Source organism: Streptomyces swartbergensis (assembly GCF_002148965.1).
Taxonomy (GTDB): domain Bacteria; phylum Actinomycetota; class Actinomycetes; order Streptomycetales; family Streptomycetaceae; genus Streptomyces; species Streptomyces swartbergensis.
Genome location: NZ_NGFN01000171.1, coordinates 1 through 17,808 on the forward strand (window position 1 = coordinate 1; position 17,808 = coordinate 17,808).

Genomic DNA, 17,808 nt, shown 5'->3' on the forward strand with positions numbered 1-17,808 from the left:
CCCGCCGCCCCCGCCGGGGCATACGAGGCGGCGAGCCCGGCCGCCACCTCGACCTACACCTCACCCAACGCCTCCGCCGGGCACGTCGCCCCTGGGGAGACCTACGCCTGCGGCGTCGGCAACCTGTGCGACCTCGTCTGGGACCCCACGGTCAACAAGTGGGAACTGTTCCGGATGTTTTACTGCAACCGCTACTACGTGTACTACTGGAACGGCGGCGGCTACTTCTGGAACAACCAGACGTCCGGAACGGTCGCCCGCTTCTACGACCAGAACGGCAACACGCTGAGGACGGACACGGCACCGACCGGCCAGACGTCCATCAACTGGGGCCCGGTGTACTCAATCCGCAACTGCTGACTGGCCGTTCTCTATCCGGTCGTGCGCTCGGTCTGGTTCGAACAAGGTCCTGGATCGGGTGACTTGTCGGCTGGTGGGGCATAGAGGAAGGGCCTCTTGGCAGCTCGCGGTTGTCGAGTTCAGCGAGAAACAAGAGGCCCTGTTGTCGAAGTGTCGCGTGGTCGTGCTCGCTGAGTCCCGTTCGCCCACTCGTGGGTGTGACTGTCTCGCCCATCGGTTCGGGAACGCGGCCGACCGACCGGAGCGCCGGCCCCGGTACGGCTCGGACATGAGCGATGCCGAGTGGGCGCCGGTGCGGGATCTGCTGCCGGTTCCGGGATGGCCGGCGGGCCGGGGCGGCAGGCCGGAAGGCTACTGCCAGGGCCGTCGGCATCGAACTGGTCGTTGCGGAGGTTGAGGGCTTGCGCGGAGTAGAAGCTGCCGTCCTGGTGGAGTTGGCCGGTGGGAACTCCCTCGAAGCGGACCTGGCGGCGGCCGACCAGCACGGGCAGCTTCGGTCGCACGTTGGTTGTGATTCCCGCGCCGACGAGCCTGACGAAGCGGACGAACGCCGCTCCCGGTCCGCCTGAGTGGTCAGTGGGTAGGTGCCCCGGACGGCCGGAACCGCAGCCAGACTGACCCAATCCGGGTAGAAGTCCGTTTTGGGGCTGCCGCCGTGCGCCGTGCTGGTCAGGTAGGCCGACAGGTAGCCGAAGCCCGCGTCAGCAACCTGCCGCAGCCGGTCGACGTCGTCGGAGGCAGCCTGGAAGCGGTCACGGTAGCGCTGGGCGATCTCGGACTCGGCAAGGGTGCGGGTCGTGGTGCCGTGCCGGACGTGGACACGGAAGTGGTAGTCGTTGCCGGGGGCCGCGACCGCGTGCGGTGCCTGAGTGCTCCGGGGCACGGTGAGCAGCCAGTAGATCTTTCCCTCGTGGGCTGCGGACCTCACAGCTCGTACGCCGACGTTGGGTACGACGGGCTGGATCCAGTTCGCGAGCACCGAGCGGATCCACTCCTCGCCCCGGCCCTGGACCGGCTCTACAGGGGCCAGGTCGTGTGCGTGGTCCTGCTTGCCGTCGTCGACACCGATGACGACCATGCCGCCGGCGGTGTTGGCCATGGCGGACACGTCCTTGGCGAGTTCCTTCCTGCCCGCGTCGGCGCCCGGGTAGAAGTCCTTCTTCCGGTCGAGGTCGACGCTCCCGGGTATCCGGCTGTCGACCGCACGCTGCAGATCGTCCTCGGTGAGGCGATCGGGGTGTCGTCCCAGGGCGGCGGTGAGCCGTGCGGGCAGAGCCATCGGTACTCCAGTGCGTTCACGGGCTGCTGACGATCGCCAGCCAGAGCACGCTGAACGGGATCACCCGGCCGTCACCACGCATTTGTGGAACCGAGCCCGCCGCTCCACCGACGGGCTTTCGCGGAGGCCCGCGCCGTGCCCGACGGTGGCGCCCTGGGGCTGCTCGGTGCACTGGCACACACACCATGGACTTGACGGCCCGCCCGGTGCAGCTGCTGCGGCGTCCCGGCCGGCGCCGCAGCCGCCAGGTGGTAGAACCGGGCATGACCTTCATAACGCCGGGCGTGGCCGCTGCCGGTATCAAGGCCACGGGCAGCGTGACCAGCGCCCTGATCGGACGGTACCGGCCCACGGGCGTGCCCCGGTTGGGCAGCAAAGAGGACCGGGCACAGGCGTACCAGCGGCTGTTGGACGCCTCTGCCCGCTCGTTCGGCTACGCCTTCCAGTTCGCCCACCTTCGCCGCGAGGCCAAACGGGCGGCGGACAAGGTACTGATGGGCCAGCTGCCCCAGGTGTGGGAGCTCAGCGCCGAACTCATCGGCGCGCTGCAGGGCGTGCGGCTGTGCGGCAGCGTGCACGTCATCGCTGCGGCGGAGACCTTCGTCGCCGCAATCGGCGACCTGAACCTGAACGAGAAGCGCGCCGACCGCTTCCAACGGCAGACTGACACCGTGGTGGCCGCCCGGGATGCGTTCCTGGACATCTGCCGGGAGGACCTTGCCTACACCGCCCGCTGGTGGCAGGTGCGGCGACGGATCAAGGAGCGGCGTTTCCTACGCGAGCAGGCCAGCCACTGAGGTGCCCGCGGCGGCGGCCGGACGCAGGCCCCGCCGATTCGCCACCGGCCGCGCCGCACCCTGGGGCCGACCACATCGACAGCACGGGACCCGTCGTTGAGTGGTGCGTGGACGCTCGCCATGGTGACGCGGAGCCCTTTGCGGCCTTGTTCGAGGCCTACTGGCTCCCGCCTGAGTCCGATGATCACAACGTTGCCGCTGTGCGGGAACGCGGGTCACGGCTGGCGTCAGGGAACTGGCGGGCGGTGATGCTCGGCATCGCGGTGGCCACCGTGATCGTCGCGGTGGTGTCCGTCGTGGTGCCCGACCTGTCCCTGGCCTGCCAGTTCTCCGTGATGTTCTCGACCGAAGTGATGTTCACCCGTGGTGCCGACCTGGCGGATCTGGCCGAGTCGAGTTGGTCCTGGCGGAAGTAGAGGTCGAGGCCGAGGCCGGCCGCAGTCTCCCGGGCCACGGGGCGGCAGCCGGTATCGGGCCGGGTCTCCTCGATGAACTTCCGCAGTGCCTCGGCGTCCTCGGCGACGACGTGGCAGCGGAAGACCGCGGGGACCTCGTCCGTGCCGCCCGTGTCGCTCATCGCGTCCGCTGTCCCGCTCGTGCCGCTGGCGCCGTACGCCCCGCGACCAGTTGGGCGAGCGCGATGGCCTGGGCAGCGTTCACCCGACCGAAGCCGTAGTCGTCGTTGTGGCCGTTGCCGTCGTAAACGACACCGGGGCCGCCGATCTTGTCGGCCGACTGGTGCATGATCTCGCGCAGCTGGTCGCGGGTCAGGTCGGGGTTGGCCGCCAGCGCCAGTGCCGCGCAGCCGGCCGCGCAGGGGGCGGCGAAGCTGGTGCCGGTGCTCGGGCCGAAGCCGTCTCCGGACGTCGTGCTGAAGACATCGACTCCGGGGGCGATCAGTTCGACCTCGGGGCCGCGGGCCGCGTTGTCCTCCCGGTCCTTGTTGTTCGACCGGACCACCGCGATGACATCCGGATGGGAGACCACCTCGTCCAGCATGATGTCGACGTTCCTGCCGTTGCTGGCCGCCCAGAAGATCGGCAGCCCCTTGCCCTGGCGTCCGTTGGCGGCGGCGAATTCGAGGGCCAGCTTCAGCGTGCTGGTCAGGTCCCACTCCGCACCGTTCGGGCCCAGGCTGCTGACTAGGATGTCCGCGCCTTGCTGTGCGCCGATTCCGGGCTCGGTCGAGGGTTCGGCGGCGTACGCCGCGGCACGGGCCAGGGTCGTCTGCGTGCCGACCTGGTCCCCCAGGCACGCCACCAGCATGAGCTCGCACTCGGGGGCCGCACCGACCCCGCCGCTGCCGTTGTGCCGGGCGCCGACCATCCCGGCGCAGAAGGTGCCGTGGTCCTCGTCGGGCATGCCCGCGGTGCCCTGGGTGAAGGTCACGCCTACCACGCCGCTGCTGTAGAACCCCGAGCTCGGGTCCAGCCCACTGGCGAGATCCTGGTGCTGTACGTCGAAGCCGTTGTCGATGACGGCGACGCGGATGCCGTCCCCGAGAGTGTGGTCCCACGCCTTCTCGATGTGGACATCGGCGCGCGGCTTGCCGCCATTGGTGCCGGTGTTGTTCCACTGCCACTGCTTGGGGTACTCGGGGTCGGAGGGTTGGAGCCGGGTCGGGACGTGCTCGATGAACGACGGTTCGGCGAAGATGAAACGGTCGTTGTCGTGCAGCTCCACGGAGGCTGCGAGGGCGTCCTCGGCGGCCCTGGCCCGCACCTCGTACAGGTTCGTCGCGAAGCCGAGTTTGTTGACGACAGCCAGACCGACCGCCTCGATCTCGCGCTCTGCCTCCTCCTCCGAGAGCGACGGCTGCAGCTGGACGTTCAGCGCGTCGGTCGCGATGCCGATCCTGCCGCTGGGCCGCCGGATGACCTTGCCCGCTGCCTCCGCCCCGGAGATTTCCTCGCCTACGTCGACCGCCGCTCGTGTCTGCCGGTTCGGTCTGACGAACACCCAGTGCGCGCGGGCGAAGGCGGCGGCGGTCTCGTCGTCGATTCCCGCGTCGCGCATCGCTCCCCGTGCGCTCGTGCCCAGCTCCGCCTCCGCGTCGACGGCGGCCCTGGCACCGTCCGTCTCCACCTTCACCGCGACGACATCGTCGAGTTCCTCCGCCTCGACGAGATTGCCACGTTGGTAGTACTGACGCGACATCGCACTCGCCTCTTCTCATGGGCGTAGCTGTCCTCAGGGGCGCAGCTGGCCCGGCCGGATACGTCACGGCGACAGGGCGCGGCCCGAGAGAGAAAGCCCCGTTTAGGTATGAATCCCCCTTTTCCACCAGTCTCCTCGCCTCTTGGAATGGGGGCAACCGCACGGGCGCGGGGGGGATATGGAGGCGGGGATTCGCCGTCTGCGCTGAGCAGGGCAGGTAGTGTCCTTAGTACTCCAGCAGCGGTTCGTGTCCTGAGCTGGTGGTTGTCGTTGTCCTGGTATGGAGGGGATGACTGAAGCCGTTCTCTGGGCTGGTGAGTTGGAGTCGGCGTTCGCCCGGGTGGCGGGCAGGTTCGCTCGGGCGGATCTGCGGTGGCGGATGCGGGACTACGTCCGCGGTCTGCTGGGGCGGGCGACACGCAAGAACGGCTGGCAGCTCGCGGAATGGGCGGGCCACCGCACCCCCGACGGCTTTCAACGGCTGCTGAACAGCAGTGTCTGGGACGCGGACGCCCTGCGTGACGACGTCCGTGCCTACGTCGCCGAACGGCTCGGACCGGACGGTGTGCTCATCATCGACGACACCGGGTTCATCAAGAAGGGCATCACCTCGGCCGGGGTCGGCCGGCAGTACACCGGTACCTCAGGAAAGATCGACAACTGTCAGATCGGCGTGTTCGCCGCCTACGCCACCCGGTCGGGCCGGGCCCTGGTGGACCGCGAGCTCTATCTGCCCAAGGCTTGGACCTCCGACCGCGAACGGTGTCGGGCGGCGAACATCCCTGATGAGCGGGGTTTTGCGACCAAGGGTGAGCTGGCCCGGAACATCGTCCGCCGCTGCCTGGCCGCCGGCCTGCCCGCCGCCTGGGTCACCGCGGACGAGGCCTACGGACAGGACTGGCACTTCCGCCGCCTGCTCGAACAGCTCGACATCAGCTACGTCGTTGCCGTGCCCAAGTCACAGCAGATCAAGTCCTTGGCGGGCATCTGGCGCATCGACCAGCTCATCGATGAAGCACCCGATGATGCCTGGTTGCGGCTGTCCTGCGGCGATGGAGCGAAAGGCCCGCGCGTCTACGACTGGGCCGCGGCCAAGCTCCCCACCAACATCATCTTCGATCCCGACCCACCGACCCATCACCGGTGGGTAATGGCCCGTCGCAGCCTGTCCGATCCCGAAGAGGTGGCCTATTACCTGGCCTATGCACCCGTGGGTGTCGAGATCGCCGAGCTGGTCCGCGTCGCCGGCTCCCGCTGGGCGATCGAGGAATGCTTCCAAGCCGCGAAGAACGAGTGCGGCCTGGACGAGTACGAGGTCCGCCGCTACATCGGCTGGTATCGGCACATCACCCTGGCCATGCTCGCCCACGCCGTCCTGGCCGCACTCGCAGCACAAGCCCAGGGCGGCGGCGCGGCAAAGGGGGCCGCAGAAACGGATCAGCCCCCGTCCCGCTCACCGTGGCAGAAATCCGGCGACTCCTGGACGCTCTCCTGCCCCGCCCACGAGCCGACCGCGATCCCGTCATCCACGCACTGAACTGGTCCGCCTGGAGAAGACATCGCCAGGCCGTCGCCCGCCGCTGTCACTACCGAAAACGCACCTCAGGACACGAACCGCTGCTGGAGTACTAATACCCCAGCAGCCGTCCGTGTCCTGAGCTAGTGAAGGGTCTAAAAGAGCCTACGGCAGATCCCTGGTCGTGCTCGCGACGAGGCGGCCGACCTCGAAACCCTCCAGGTGGGCGGTGTGTGCCGAGGCGGCGCCAGGGACCAGCAGGTCGGCCTGGCCGCCGATGAGGTCGACGGAGGCGCGGGGGCGCTGGTCGAGGTAGACGTCGACGCGATCGACGTTCTCCGCCGTGAGCTTCAGATGGAGCGCGCCGTCGGCGGCGGCGGCCTCCGTGATCGTCACGGCGTGCGGGGTCAGACCCTGCAGGAGCCGGCCCGCGTGGTCCAGGAGATCGGTGTTGCCCTCCAGCAGGTCGCGGCGTGTCATGCGATGCAGCTCGTCGGGGACGACTCCCAGGTCCTCCACCGGCGTGCCCGAGTTCGGGCCGACCCGCAGCGTGCGGCGTATCGACACCCGCATCCCGGCCCCCTTCGGCAGGGCCGTATAGGGCGTGCCCGGGTCGTCCGCCAGGAACTCGGTCAACAGGTCGTGCGGCCAGACGTTGGCGCCGCCGGCGCCCGTGTTGTCGTCGGTGCCGAGCACGGGGCCGATGTCGTGGTCCTGGAAGCCCGCCGCGAAGATGTCCGTGGCCGAGTAGCACCGGGCGTTGGTGATGAGTACGACGGGCCCGAAGTACTGCTGCCCGATGGCGTTGGCGCCGTTCTCGGGGCTGATCGGGAAGGCGCCGGAGTAGACCGAGCCGGTCTCGACGGCCTGTTCCATGGACGGCACCCAGGGGCCCAGATCTAGTCCCGGAGCGCCCTGGAGCCGCCGGCAGATCCGCAGATTGAGCGGGGTGTTGATGAACTGCACCGGTTCGGGGTTGATCCGGCGCGGCGTCAGCGTCTGCAGGGTGAACTCGGCGGCGTGGATGTGCCCTCCGCCGTTGTCCCGGACGTCCACGATGAGACCATTCTGCGGCAGTTGCCGGATGAGCCGCACGAACTCGGCGACGAACGAGCCGGGGCTGTCAACGTTGAACGTGAAGATGCGGATGTGGCCGAACGTTCCGGACGGCGTGGTGACAGCCCGGGCCCGGAACACCTTGGGCATGGTGGTGGCGATGTCGCCCGCCCCGAGGTCCGGTAGGGGTTCGTCCGCCTCGGCGGCCCGCTCCTGGGCGACAACCAGGGGCGCGAACAGCAGCACCTTGGCCCGCTGGGTCTCATCGCCGTCGAGGTCCAGGCCTTGGAACACGGCCGTCTCCCGGTCGGCGGAGACGAACGAGGGCAGGTTCTCCACGATCTGCCAGCTCTGCCGGAGTTCCCGGGCAGTTCCGGCGAGGTCGATGTAGCTCACCGTCACCCACTCCTCCAGCGGCGGGAGATGGATGACGAGCGGCCGCACGGTCAGCGACTGCACACCCCGGCTGCGCCGGGCCGCCGTATTGCTACCGGCGAACCGGGCCGCATTGAGGTCGACGGCGTCCAGGATGGGGATGCCGTTCCAGTGGGTGATCTCGACGCCCGGCTCGAACCCCGGTGCCGAGAAGCCGCTCACCACATGGGTGACCAGGAACCGGGTGCGGTCCTGTTCCGTGCAGGACTCGACCAGGAAGGGCAGGAAGGCGATCTTGCCCCTGAAGGGGTCGGGCAGCAGGTAGTTGGTGTGCAGGTCCCGCACCGAGTGGAAGATCTCCGACATCTCCGCGTGGAACAACCACTCCCTCGGCATGGTCTGCGGTGTCTGCCGCTCCATGCGCCGGCGCAGCAGCCGCAGCCGCTGGACCGGGTTGACGGCGTGCATCGCGGTCTTCAGCGGCAGATGGACGTAGTTCTGCTCCAGCAGGACCAGGGCCTGCTCGGCGAGGAGTCGGCGGTCCTCCAGGGACAACTGGCCGGCGCCGTGCAGGAAGGCAGGCAGGGAAGCCGCACCGAGCAGGTGGTCACGTACCGGTTCCGCCGCGTTCTGGAGGAACTCGGGTGCGTTCTCATGAACCGGTTGGGTCATGGTGATGCACCAGTCCTTCGTGATGGGTGAATCTGGGTTTTGGATCGGGGGGTCGGTTCAGCCCCACTGGATGTCGGCCGTGGTCTTCAGCGGCGGGCGGTCCGCCACAGACTCGGGCACATGCAGGGTGTCGCCCTTGTGGAGGGCGGCGGGGAAGCGCACCCGAGTGCGGTCCTCGACCTCGCCGAGGGTGACCTGGAAGACCCGGAATTCGTCCAGTTCCAGCGCTTCGAGCTGGTCCAGGTTCTGGGTGAGCAGAAATGCTCTGGCCTTCAGTTCGCCGTTCTCGGTGAATGCGATGACCTTGTAGAACTCCCGGGGTATGCGCACGCCCCGGTAGACCCGGTCGTCGTCCTGGAAGACCGGCCCGCCGAAGACGCTGATTCTCAGGTCATCGACGTCGACGTCGGCGAAGACGGCGTCCTCCAGTGCGCCCCACACCCCGTTCTTGGCACTTTGATTGAAGTCGTCCATCTGCGGGGTGATATTGGTGTAGAAGAACGAGTCGGTGTTGGCCTTGCGCGCCTCCGGCAGGCTGCCCCAGAGCAGGTCGGCGCGGCGGGCGATGTGCCCCCGGTCGAGCCGGTTGGCCTGGTACAGCTCGTTGCCGACCTGCGCCGTGCCGGGCAGCCGCTGGTCCTTGACGAAGGGGATGCCGCTGCGGCTGAGCTTCTTCAGCGAGCCGCCGTCGACGTTCCAGGCCACCCAGAACGGGAAGCGCCGCTTCTTGTTCAGGGTGAGGGAGAAATGCGTGTACGGGATGACCGGCGAGCCGTCCAGGAGGGCGGCGTCCCGCGTGAGGTCGGTGTCCAGTTCCGGGGCCTCGACCCGTTCGCCGAGGAAGTGGGCGTCGTACCCGGCGATGATCTCCAGCTGCTCCGGCGCCGGCTGGCTGAGGGTGATGTCGAGCTTCTCGAACACCGATGTCGACAGGCAGGCGAGGGCGTGCTCGTCCGGATCACCGGTGCCCTCGCCGGCGAAGTGCAACCCGGCCAGCACCGGGCTCACCCGGTCGTCGCCCTCCTTGAACAGCCACACCGCGCCGGAGTCACCGCCGCTGCTGACCTCACCGTCCGCCGACGGATGGTCGGGGTCCGGACCGATCTCGAAGCACCCGATGGTCCGCTGGCCCGTTCCCCCGCCGTAGTTGATCTTCGCTATGGTGTCGACCCGACGGACGATGCCATGGGTGACCCCGGTGGAACGGCCGCTCTTGGCCACCTTGTCGCCGAGCTCGGGCTCCCCCAGCGTCCGCGGGGCGACGTCCAGTTCGAGGATCTCCGGGAGGGAGTCGCGGTCCTCGATGGTCGCCACCGCGCAGTCCCCGGCCACACCCAGGTGGGAGCGCTTGAGCACGCCCATCCGGTTGCGGTCGACGCGATTGTCGTCCCGTGTGCCGGGCTGCACGACCTCGATCCCGAGCTCGCCGAACGGCCCATGCAGCACATGCCAGTTGCTGAGCACGTACGGCGTGCCGTCCGCCCGGTCGAACACGATGCAGCCGATGGTACCGGCCGACACCGTCACCGCGCCGACGCTGGCCCCGGGCCGGATGGGATCCAGCCGGCTCTTGCGCAGCGGGCTCTCGACCTCGGCCACCATGTGGAAGCTCGGCTTGTAGGTGCGCTCGATCACATCGGTGGGCACTTCGAAGCCGTCGACGGTGATGGTGGCCGGGATCAGTTCGGTGCCCAGAGACTCCAGCACCTCCGGCTCGGCCTTGGTCGCCACGGTGAACTGCAACGCCACTTCGCCGCCCGGCTGATCGCCGGTGACCTTGCGGCCGACGCCCACTGAGGTGATGTTCGGATCCTCCAGCAGGTGCGGGCCCCGGACGCGGATGTACTGCCGCAGCGACGAGATGAGTTCATCGTCGGAGGGCGAGCCCTTCTTCGCCGAGGCCGCCTTCGACGGGGGCTTCGGTCGCGGGGTCTTCGAGGCGGTCTTCTTCGTGTTCGTGGTTCTGCTGGCCATGGGGCACGCATCCCTCCGTGGGCGAGACGGCGCAGGAGAGCCGCCGGGGCTCGGCAGGCATCGGCGTGTTTCCGCGCCGCGCGCGGTAGCGGTCCGTGGCGGCGGCGCTCACCCACTCTGCCTTTCTTGGTGGGGCGTTCGGTCGCAGCGTCGGTGGTCAAACGAAGATCGCCACGACCCTTGCGAGGGCTTGGCCGGCCGCGACTGCCTTGATGATTCCGTCGAGCCAGGGGGTGAAGTCCGCGTTCGCCGGGCAGTCCATCGCCATCTGTGGCCGGTGCGCTCTCGAGCGTGACACCCGCGGACAGTGCCAAATTAGGTTCGAAATCCTGCAGCGCCCCTGAAACCACTTGGAGCTTTTATATGAGTCAGACGTCAACCATTCCGACCACCCGCCTTCCCGGAGTTGGTGAACCCGAGAAGGGCGGTTTTTCCGCTCATGTCCATGATGGTCGAGCGGCGCGATGAGGCAAGTTGACATTGGAACCCAACACTTCTGCCACTTGACATATTCTCCCTCAGTCAACTACTTAGTCAACTACTTCTAGTGAAGCGTCAAATATTGAATTCAGGCGCAATACTGGAGGCGCAATATTGTCGATCATCTAGTACTGCAGCCGCAACGACATCAGCCACGGTGACCTGGTCCGCAACAACCCCGACCAGACCATGACCATCGACCCATGCAACCTGCAGTTCCTCTACCAGGGCAGGACCCCCTCATCGGACGGCACCCCCCGCCTGCAACTGCCGTACCGGCCGGGCGTGCTCACCCTGCAGCGCTGACCCGCCCGCTCCACGGTGATCGCGATGTGGTGCGGTCCGCCGACGCGTAGAACAGCTGTTTATGGCGTGGGCAACCCCACTTGCTGACCGATACTCACCACCTGGAGGAACCCCAGCCGCGCGTCGGCTGTCGGCTGGAGTTCCTCTCTTTCATGGACTTTCATCGTGGGTACGGACCAAGGCCCTATGACGCCACCGGGGATCCGCTTGCCGGCCGTGGTGTGCCGTGAATTCCGCAACCTTCATCCGGGTTACAGGACCGTGTCGCCCTCGCCGTCACCCTCCTCGACCCATCGTCTCCCTGCTGCGACTACGCGAGCACATCCTGACCATGAGCGAATGGTCAGGCCAGGGACATCGACCTGGCGATCGACGTGTACAACAAGGCCATCACCGACGAGGTGAGCAGCAAGCGGCACGCTGGCCGGGACTGGTACCTCATGGATACGGCCGGGCTACTCGACCAGCTCGCCGCCAAGCGCTACATCGACGACCCCAATGCCCAGCCGACGTGGTGGCAGCCCTATCGCTTGCCGCCGCAGCTGGCGGCCCTCGCTATTCCGCCGAACTCCCGCTTCCTCACCAGCGACGGCAACGAGCGCACCGACGAAGGCCTGTCCTCCCTCGGCGGCGTCCACCCCACCACCGTCGGGTACGGCATCATCGCCCAGGAACTGGTCAACGTCATGCGCCTGGCACGCGTCGAGTTCCGCCATCCGGACGGCACGGTACGACCGGACCCGGTCCGCTGACCGTCGCGTACGGGAAACGCCGTCGGGCGGCCCGCTGGAAGTGAGGGACGGCTGGCCGCCCTGCACGGACAGGTCGCGGGCATCCTCCACGTCGGCGCCTATTTCTCTCCCGCCTCACGCTCGATTGCGGCGCATGTCGTAACCGAGCTCGACAAACGCAGAACTCATTACTTTTCCCATCAATCGAGATTTTTACCGTTCAATTCTCGCCCTGTAACCAACGGATCCGCACACCCCGAGGGGCTCGATCGAGTCGCACATCGCATCCGGCTCCCTCAGACTGAAACAGGTGCCCCAGCGCTGTCAAAGCGTCCTGAGCAGGAGTGAATCGGCGTCCGGGCACCGTCCGGCCTGTAGGCCGCTCCCGCAATCTCGGCGGATCCCGGACTCGACAAAGGGAGCTGACATGCCCGTCGAACTCAATGACACAGTGCCGTTGTCGTGGAAGAACGCCACCGGCGACAACGAGACCATGCTGCAGAACCTGCAGGCGAACATCCTGAAGGGCCATGTCCGCGACCGTCTGCACATCCTCCTCCTGCAATTCGCCGAGGGCCCAGAGGGCGCCGCGGAGGCCCGGGCGTTCCTGGCCGGACTGGTCCCGCTGATGAAGTCGGCCAAGACGGCGCTCGAAGAAGTGGAAGCCTTCAAACAGCACGGTTCGAAGGGCACGCCCTATGTGGGCGTGGGGCTGACGAACGCGGGCTACGGCAGGCTGGGCCTGACGAGTGCGGTGCCCTCTGACCCTGTCTTCCAGCGGGGAATGCGACACCCCGATTCCCTGACCAATCTGAAAGACCCTGATCCCACACAGTGGGAGGCCGGTTACCAGCAGGAAATCCACGCCGTCGTCCTGGTCGGCGACGCCGACTCATCTCCTGCCGACGCCCGGCTCGCCGAGGTCGAGGCGCTGCTGACCGGTTCAATCACCGTGCTCGCCAGGGAGACCGGCAAGACCCAGCACGATGCCGCGGGCCGGGGGATCGAGCACTTCGGGTATGTCGACGGGCGCAGCCTGCCGCTGTTCCTCACCGAGGACCTGGATGCGGAGCGTGACACGCTGGACGGAACCTCCGTGTGGAATCCGTTCCTGCCGCTGGGGCGGGTACTGGTCACAGACCCGGCTGCCCCCAACCCCGGCACGGACTTCGGCAGCTACTTCGTGCTGCGCAAGCTGGAGCAGAACGTACGAGCCTTCAAGGCGGCCGAGGAAGCGCTCGCCACTGCGCTGAAGCTCGACAACAACGACCGCGAGCGCGCCGGTGCCATGCTCGTCGGCCGCTTCCGGGACGGCACCCCACTCACCCTCCAGGCCGAGGACGGAGCGGACAAGCCGGTGATGAACGACTTCACCTACGCCAGCGACACCGTCGCCCACAAGTGCCCGTTCCAGGCACACATCCGCAAGACCAACCCCCGCGGGTCAGGCGGCTTCGAAACACCGGACGAGGAGAAGCTGCACCTGCTGGCGCGGCGTGGGCAGACCTACGGAGAACGTACCGAGGGCGACGAGCCCGAGAGCGGCGTCGGTCTGCTGTTCATGGCCTTCAACTCCGAGCTCGGTCAGCAGTTCGAGTTCATGCAGCGGATGTGGGCCAACAACTCCGGATTCCCCAAGCACGACGCCGCCGCCCAGCCCGGGCTCGACGCGGTGATCGGTCAGGGCGACCGGCCCTCGCAGACTTGGCCTAGGGCCTGGGGAAACGACGAGACTCAGGAAGTCCCCGCTCCTGTGCAGGCCGTGACCATGAAGGGTGGCGAGTACTTCTTCATGCCCTCGCTGCCGTTCCTGCGCAGCCTGTGATCGCCGCGCGTCCGTCCTACAGCGGCAACGTCACGCCCGGTCGCGGAAGGGGCCACCACCATCCCGATCGGACAGAGCCCGCACAGCGGGGCGGCGAGCCTCGGCCGAACGCGGTCGCCGAAGGAACCTACGGTGTGGCGGTGAGCCCCGACCCGGGCCGGGTGTACGTGACCCACTGCCCCTTCGACAGCGTGCCGGTGATGGATCCCGGACGAGAATGCATGGCCGGGACGATCCCGGTCGGTGGCGCAACCCGGGGCCTGGCGGCCAGCCCGTACGGGACCCGCCTGTGCGTGACCAACTTCTTCGCCGGCACCGTGTCGGTGATCAGGCTGTGACGCGCTCCCGCCCCGCGCGGGGCGGTGTCGTCGAGCGCATTGCGTGGTGCGTCGCGTCGCTCTCGTCCCGCCAGGCGATCGTCGTAAAGGCGCCTTCGTAGAACTCCAGGCACGTGCGCAGGTGCTCGAGGAAGGCGACGCGAAGGCGGCTGGTGTAGTGGTCGCAGAGAGCCTCCGCCGAGGTGCCGGCCGCGGCGGCGTCGACTACCGCTGCGGCCAGAATCGCCGTACGCGACTACCGCTGCGGCCAGAATCGCCGTACGCAGCGCCTGCGCGGTACCAGTGCCGCTGAGCGGGTCACAGCGCAGCGCACCCGTCCCGACGATGAGACGCCCGCCGCCCGCCGTGGGCGGCACGGCCGGGGCGAGGTGGATTCTGGGCGCGGCCGGCAGGGCCACGGCGGTCCGCGGAGGGCGACGCGGCCGGGAGTCAAGGGGGGACTGGGCCAGCATCTTCGCCAGCAGTCCGGCCGGGTCGGCGGCCGGCCCCGGGACCATGGCCTGCACCAGACAGTCGCCGTGGCCGAGCGGCGTGAGGTGGAGCCACCCCAGCTCCGCGCAGTCCAATCGTGCGGTGGTCCCGTCGTGCTCCCGCCGCAGCGGAGCGGTGCCGGCCAGCAGCCGCCGTCGCCCGGCCTGCCAGTACCTGGCCTCGCCGCCAACGGCGGCCGCGGCCACTGTCCATGCGGGAGTGTCGGTGGACGGGTCGCTGATTGCGAGCCGTTCCCGCATCCGGGTGGTCAGCTGGGCACCATCCACCACCCGCGCCCGTTGCGCGAACCGCATGGGCTGGGACCCGGTCCCCCATCGCACCTGACGATGACTCAACGGCCAGCCGCCGTCGAGGAGTTACTCGCCCCAGAGCGAGTCGAGCAGTTCGAGGGCCGGCCCGGTCAGCAGCAGTGGCCGGGAATCCGTGTCCGCGGGGGGTGGGGGCAGCTGGATGCTGTGCCCGCGGGCGGCCAGCAGCCGGGCACAGGTCAGCTCCGCCAGCCCCGATCCGGCGATCCTGACCAGCTCACCCGTCGCCCTGCCCGCCCGTCGGCGTGCCGGTGAGCCGGGAGGCGCCTGCATCGGTGTGGGCGAGCGCGGCCAGCAGGTCAGCGGCCTCGGCCTGATGCCGGATGACCATCGACCGGACCGCCGGTTCGCCGAGCGAGCCGATGGCTTCTCGGGCCCGGGAGGCCGCCGCGGCGGCCTCCCGGACAAGCTGCCCGTTGGCGGCTGCCGTCGCACGGTCGGCCCCGTCGGCGCGTTCGACCGGGCTCGGCAGGGTGAAGCGCGGGCCCACTCCGCGGCTCGCGAGCATGCGGTTGATCTCGTGGATGTTGGTCATCATCTGCCGGGCCCGTCCCATGAGCACGCCGCCGGCCTTGTCCTGCCGTTGCAAAGACGCCTGGAGCGCGCCGATGACCATCGCGTAGTACTGGTCGCTGAGGTCGAGCAACTGCGCGTCCTGCCGGTCGGATTGGCGGTCCAGCGGATGCAGTACTGCTCCTGGGTGAGGCCCGCCAGGTGTTTTTGGACGGCCCGGAAGCGGCGGTAGTGGTCCCCGCCTCGTCGATGATGAGCTTGATCAGATGCGTGAGCCGGTCACCTTCGGGGAACCGAGCCAGTTGGTTGACGACGGACGCGTGCAGCTGGACGTACATGCCGTCGATGGTGGTGGGGCCGGGGTCGTTCGGGTTCGCGCCGGATGTCTGGCTCGGGGCCTCCACGTCGACGAACCATTGCAGCCGCTCCGGGGTGAGCCGCTCCAGCCGTACCACGTGATCGGTACGCCGCTTGATGACCCTGGCGCGGGTGAGGGCGCGCGCGCGGCCCAGCATGCCGAGTGCTTCGTTGACCCAGCGCAGGTGACGCATCTCGTCGACCGCGACGGAAGAGATCTCCTGTCCTGCCGCGAACGTCCGCCGGGTGAGTTCGTCCGCGCTGGGGGCCGGCATCAGGGGTGCGTTCAGCGAGTAGTGCGCGTACAGGTATTCCACGCACAGCGCATGTTCCACCCCGGCCAGGGTGGTCAGCTCGTCGGCGACTTCCTCGGGACTCATGAGGTCTTTGGGCGCGATGGCGGGCAGTGGCACGGGCCGTGCGGTACTCGGCTCCGCCTGTTCGCGGTCGCCGAGGACCACGGGCAGGACGTTCCAGTCGCTGATCAGCTCCGGATAACCTCCGTCCGGTCGGCCAGGTCCCGGGGCCGTACACGACACCTGCCGCCGGTGTGAAGCGCAGGCGCAACTCCGGAAGACCCGGGTTGGGTCTGAGCAGTTGCACCGAGCCCAGCGGCAGGCCACTGCCAGGCGGCACGAGCGGGTTCTCCGCGTGCTGCGGTGAGGTGCCGACCACTGCATGTCGGTGGTGACCGTCGCCGGCCACCTCGACCCGTGCCTCGATGCGGTCCCGGGCTGCTGTGTGAGGTGGTACGCCTTGAGGTTGGCGACGGAGACCTCCCAGCGGACGTCCGCCGGGCTGAGACCTGACGCGTGCAGTTCCCGCTCCGTCACCGGCCCCTACCGAGCCGGCCGTCGATGGTCCAGCTGCCGTGAAGCTCGAAGAAGGGGCAAAGCGGTCGCCAGCCGGCCTCATCCTTGAACTGCACGTACTCCGGCATACGCTCGGTCACCGTCCCGTCGGCGGCGACATCCAAGGTCAGGTCGGGCACGACGGTGGTCTTCCCCGTTCCACGCGGCCTGAGGTCGCTGGGCCCCCAGCGATAGTTGTCGCACGGCACGGAGGAGGGGCCCAGTCGGGCGAAGGCCAACGGCGTATGAAGCCAGAGTCGTTCGATCACTGGCTACTCCCTGGGGTCGTCACGGACAGGGGGACGCGGGGCGCGGCCCGCCCCAGTTCGGTAACACAGAGTAATATTCGATTACGCATGGCTATCGGACGCGGCTGTGACCGTGCGTGTCACGGATCCCGATGCGTTCACAGGAAGCCACTCGGCAGTGTTCTGGTCGGCTTCCTGACGGACGGCGGGAGCGCTGGCCGACCGCCTTCATCTGCCGGGGCGTCCGCCTTGGCCAACCTCGGCGTCTCACGGCATCTCCGGCTCTCGGACCGAGGGCCACGTGTGGTGTAACGCCGGGCTGACGTGTCGGTTGGCATGTCCCGCTGCCCCGCCCGCGGCGAGGAGGTCGGCTGCAACACCGCGGCCAACGACCATGGCGACTCCCACGCCTGGTCCATGAGCTGTTGAACCGTCTGGCCGACGGGGCCGGCCCCTGCCGGCCGCGGCAGGCCGTGTGCGGCGTTCGGCAGGGGGCGAATGCATCCCCCTGCGGCTGACCGTGATGACAGCCTGCCGCGCATCGGTGGTGAGGACGCATCCGGGAATGGAGGTGTCGTGAGGGTCCGCGCTCTTCCCACCCAAGCGGGGTCAAAGCGCCCGCCCGGTAGCGCCGTCAGTGCGGGTGAAGTTCGATGGAAGTGTTCGGGCGAGCCCACGAAGGCGCTGGTGATCACGTCACCAATCGTCGGCCGGGTCGAAGAGGCTGACCGCGGCGATGCTCTGGAGGACGCCGAGGTCGCTGCTCACCGTGGCGTTGGTGTGGGCGGCAAACGAACCGCCCATTGTCGAGGATTGTCAGCACACCCGGCCCTGGCATCCGAATCCCGTGMCATTGGGGGGCGGATCTCGTCCGTCCGGGGTGGGCCGTCGCAGCCGAAGACCCGGTCGATGAACCAGCCTCCGCCCACCGCCCGCCGTCGGTCCAGGCGATGGCGTAGTCCCCCTTCTTCAGCAGCGAGCGTCACGGCCGGATCCCGATGGAAGGCCTCATTGGGGTCGACGGCGATCTCAGCGCCCCGCTTCTCCCCGTCAGGGCTGAACTGCTGGGCGCAGATGCGCTTTTGCTCGCGGCCGCCTGTCCAGAAGACYAGGCAGCCACCGTCGATCATACGGGGGACGGTGGGTGGGAACTCGGGATCGGCGGAGTCGGTG

At 68.4% G+C, this 17,808-nt stretch carries 13 protein-coding genes and 4 pseudogenes; 8 read left to right on the forward strand and 9 right to left on the reverse strand.

The window, feature by feature from the left end; all coding sequences use genetic code 11:
• Both CA983_RS46300 and CA983_RS48085 read left to right on the forward strand, forming a co-directional pair.
• Positions 1-360, forward strand: a 360-nt coding sequence (locus tag CA983_RS46300) for a hypothetical protein (RefSeq protein ID WP_086603128.1), incomplete at its 5' end; no start/stop codon positions are given.
• Positions 361-523: 163 nt separating this feature from the next.
• A pseudogene (locus CA983_RS48085) lies at positions 524-709 on the forward strand (transposase); the annotation flags it as partial.
• Between the two features lie 498 nt (positions 710-1,207).
• Here the strand turns inward: CA983_RS48085 and CA983_RS49810 are convergent.
• Positions 1,208-1,639: pseudogene (locus tag CA983_RS49810) on the reverse strand (AlbA family DNA-binding domain-containing protein); the annotation flags it as partial.
• Between the two features lie 185 nt (positions 1,640-1,824).
• On the opposite strand from CA983_RS49810, the gene CA983_RS25045 reads away from it, so the two are divergent.
• Positions 1,825-2,436: a hypothetical protein gene (locus tag CA983_RS25045; protein WP_143645550.1), complete on the forward strand. Its 612-nt coding sequence runs from the start codon at positions 1,825-1,827 to the stop codon at positions 2,434-2,436.
• A gap of 184 nt (positions 2,437-2,620) precedes the next feature.
• Here the strand turns inward: CA983_RS25045 and CA983_RS25050 are convergent, their stop codons facing one another.
• A complete protein-coding gene (locus tag CA983_RS25050) occupies positions 2,621-3,013 on the reverse strand; it encodes a hypothetical protein (protein ID WP_086603132.1) in 393 nt (130 codons plus the stop codon).
• Positions 3,010-4,593 carry a S8 family serine peptidase gene (locus CA983_RS25055; protein WP_086603133.1) on the reverse strand — a complete coding sequence of 528 codons (1,584 nt, stop codon included), beginning with the start codon at positions 4,591-4,593 and terminating at the stop codon, positions 3,010-3,012. The genes CA983_RS25050 and CA983_RS25055 overlap by 4 nt, the downstream gene beginning before the upstream one ends.
• A 289-nt stretch (positions 4,594-4,882) precedes the next feature.
• Here CA983_RS25055 and CA983_RS25060 point away from each other — a divergent pair, with 289 nt between their 5' ends.
• A complete protein-coding gene (locus CA983_RS25060; RefSeq protein WP_086603134.1) occupies positions 4,883-6,130 on the forward strand; it encodes an IS701 family transposase in 1,248 nt (415 codons plus the stop codon).
• Positions 6,131-6,274: 144 nt separating this feature from the next.
• Here CA983_RS25060 and CA983_RS25065 read toward each other — a convergent pair whose 3' ends face one another.
• A complete protein-coding gene (locus CA983_RS25065; protein ID WP_086603135.1) occupies positions 6,275-8,212 on the reverse strand; it encodes a S41 family peptidase in 1,938 nt (645 codons plus the stop codon).
• A gap of 57 nt (positions 8,213-8,269) precedes the next feature.
• Positions 8,270-10,186 (reverse strand): DNA/RNA non-specific endonuclease, encoded by a 1,917-nt coding sequence (locus CA983_RS25070; RefSeq protein WP_086603136.1) that lies wholly within the window; start codon positions 10,184-10,186, stop codon positions 8,270-8,272.
• A gap of 621 nt (positions 10,187-10,807) precedes the next feature.
• Here CA983_RS25070 and CA983_RS25075 point away from each other — a divergent pair.
• The 4 genes and pseudogenes from CA983_RS25075 to CA983_RS25090 form a co-directional block, all read left to right on the forward strand.
• Positions 10,808-10,972, forward strand: a pseudogene (locus tag CA983_RS25075) (non-reducing end alpha-L-arabinofuranosidase family hydrolase); the annotation flags it as partial.
• A 374-nt stretch (positions 10,973-11,346) separates the two neighbouring features.
• Complete coding sequence (locus tag CA983_RS25080; protein WP_086603137.1) at positions 11,347-11,724, forward strand: SGNH/GDSL hydrolase family protein; 378 nt, start codon at positions 11,347-11,349, stop codon at positions 11,722-11,724.
• Between the two features lie 406 nt (positions 11,725-12,130).
• A complete protein-coding gene (locus tag CA983_RS25085) occupies positions 12,131-13,528 on the forward strand; it encodes a Dyp-type peroxidase (protein WP_086603138.1) in 1,398 nt (465 codons plus the stop codon).
• A gap of 140 nt (positions 13,529-13,668) precedes the next feature.
• The gene (locus CA983_RS25090; protein WP_143645551.1) at positions 13,669-13,866 is read left to right on the forward strand and encodes a YncE family protein; all 198 of its coding nucleotides are present in this window, start codon (positions 13,669-13,671) and stop codon (positions 13,864-13,866) included.
• 848 nt (positions 13,867-14,714) lie between these two features.
• Here CA983_RS25090 and CA983_RS49620 read toward each other — a convergent pair.
• The 4 genes and pseudogenes from CA983_RS49620 to CA983_RS25105 form a co-directional block, all read right to left on the reverse strand.
• Positions 14,715-14,939: a hypothetical protein gene (locus tag CA983_RS49620; protein WP_086603140.1), complete on the reverse strand. Its 225-nt coding sequence runs from the start codon at positions 14,937-14,939 to the stop codon at positions 14,715-14,717.
• Positions 14,884-15,312: a hypothetical protein gene (locus tag CA983_RS48100; RefSeq protein ID WP_244207094.1), complete on the reverse strand. Its 429-nt coding sequence runs from the start codon at positions 15,310-15,312 to the stop codon at positions 14,884-14,886. The genes CA983_RS49620 and CA983_RS48100 overlap by 56 nt, the downstream gene beginning before the upstream one ends.
• 250 nt (positions 15,313-15,562) lie before the next feature.
• A pseudogene (locus CA983_RS49625) lies at positions 15,563-16,216 on the reverse strand (ferritin-like domain-containing protein); the annotation flags it as partial.
• 149 nt (positions 16,217-16,365) lie between these two features.
• On the reverse strand, positions 16,366-16,656 hold the full coding sequence (locus CA983_RS25105; protein ID WP_086603142.1) for a hypothetical protein: 291 nt from the start codon (positions 16,654-16,656) through the stop codon (positions 16,366-16,368).
• Positions 16,657-17,808: the final 1,152 nt, after the last annotated feature.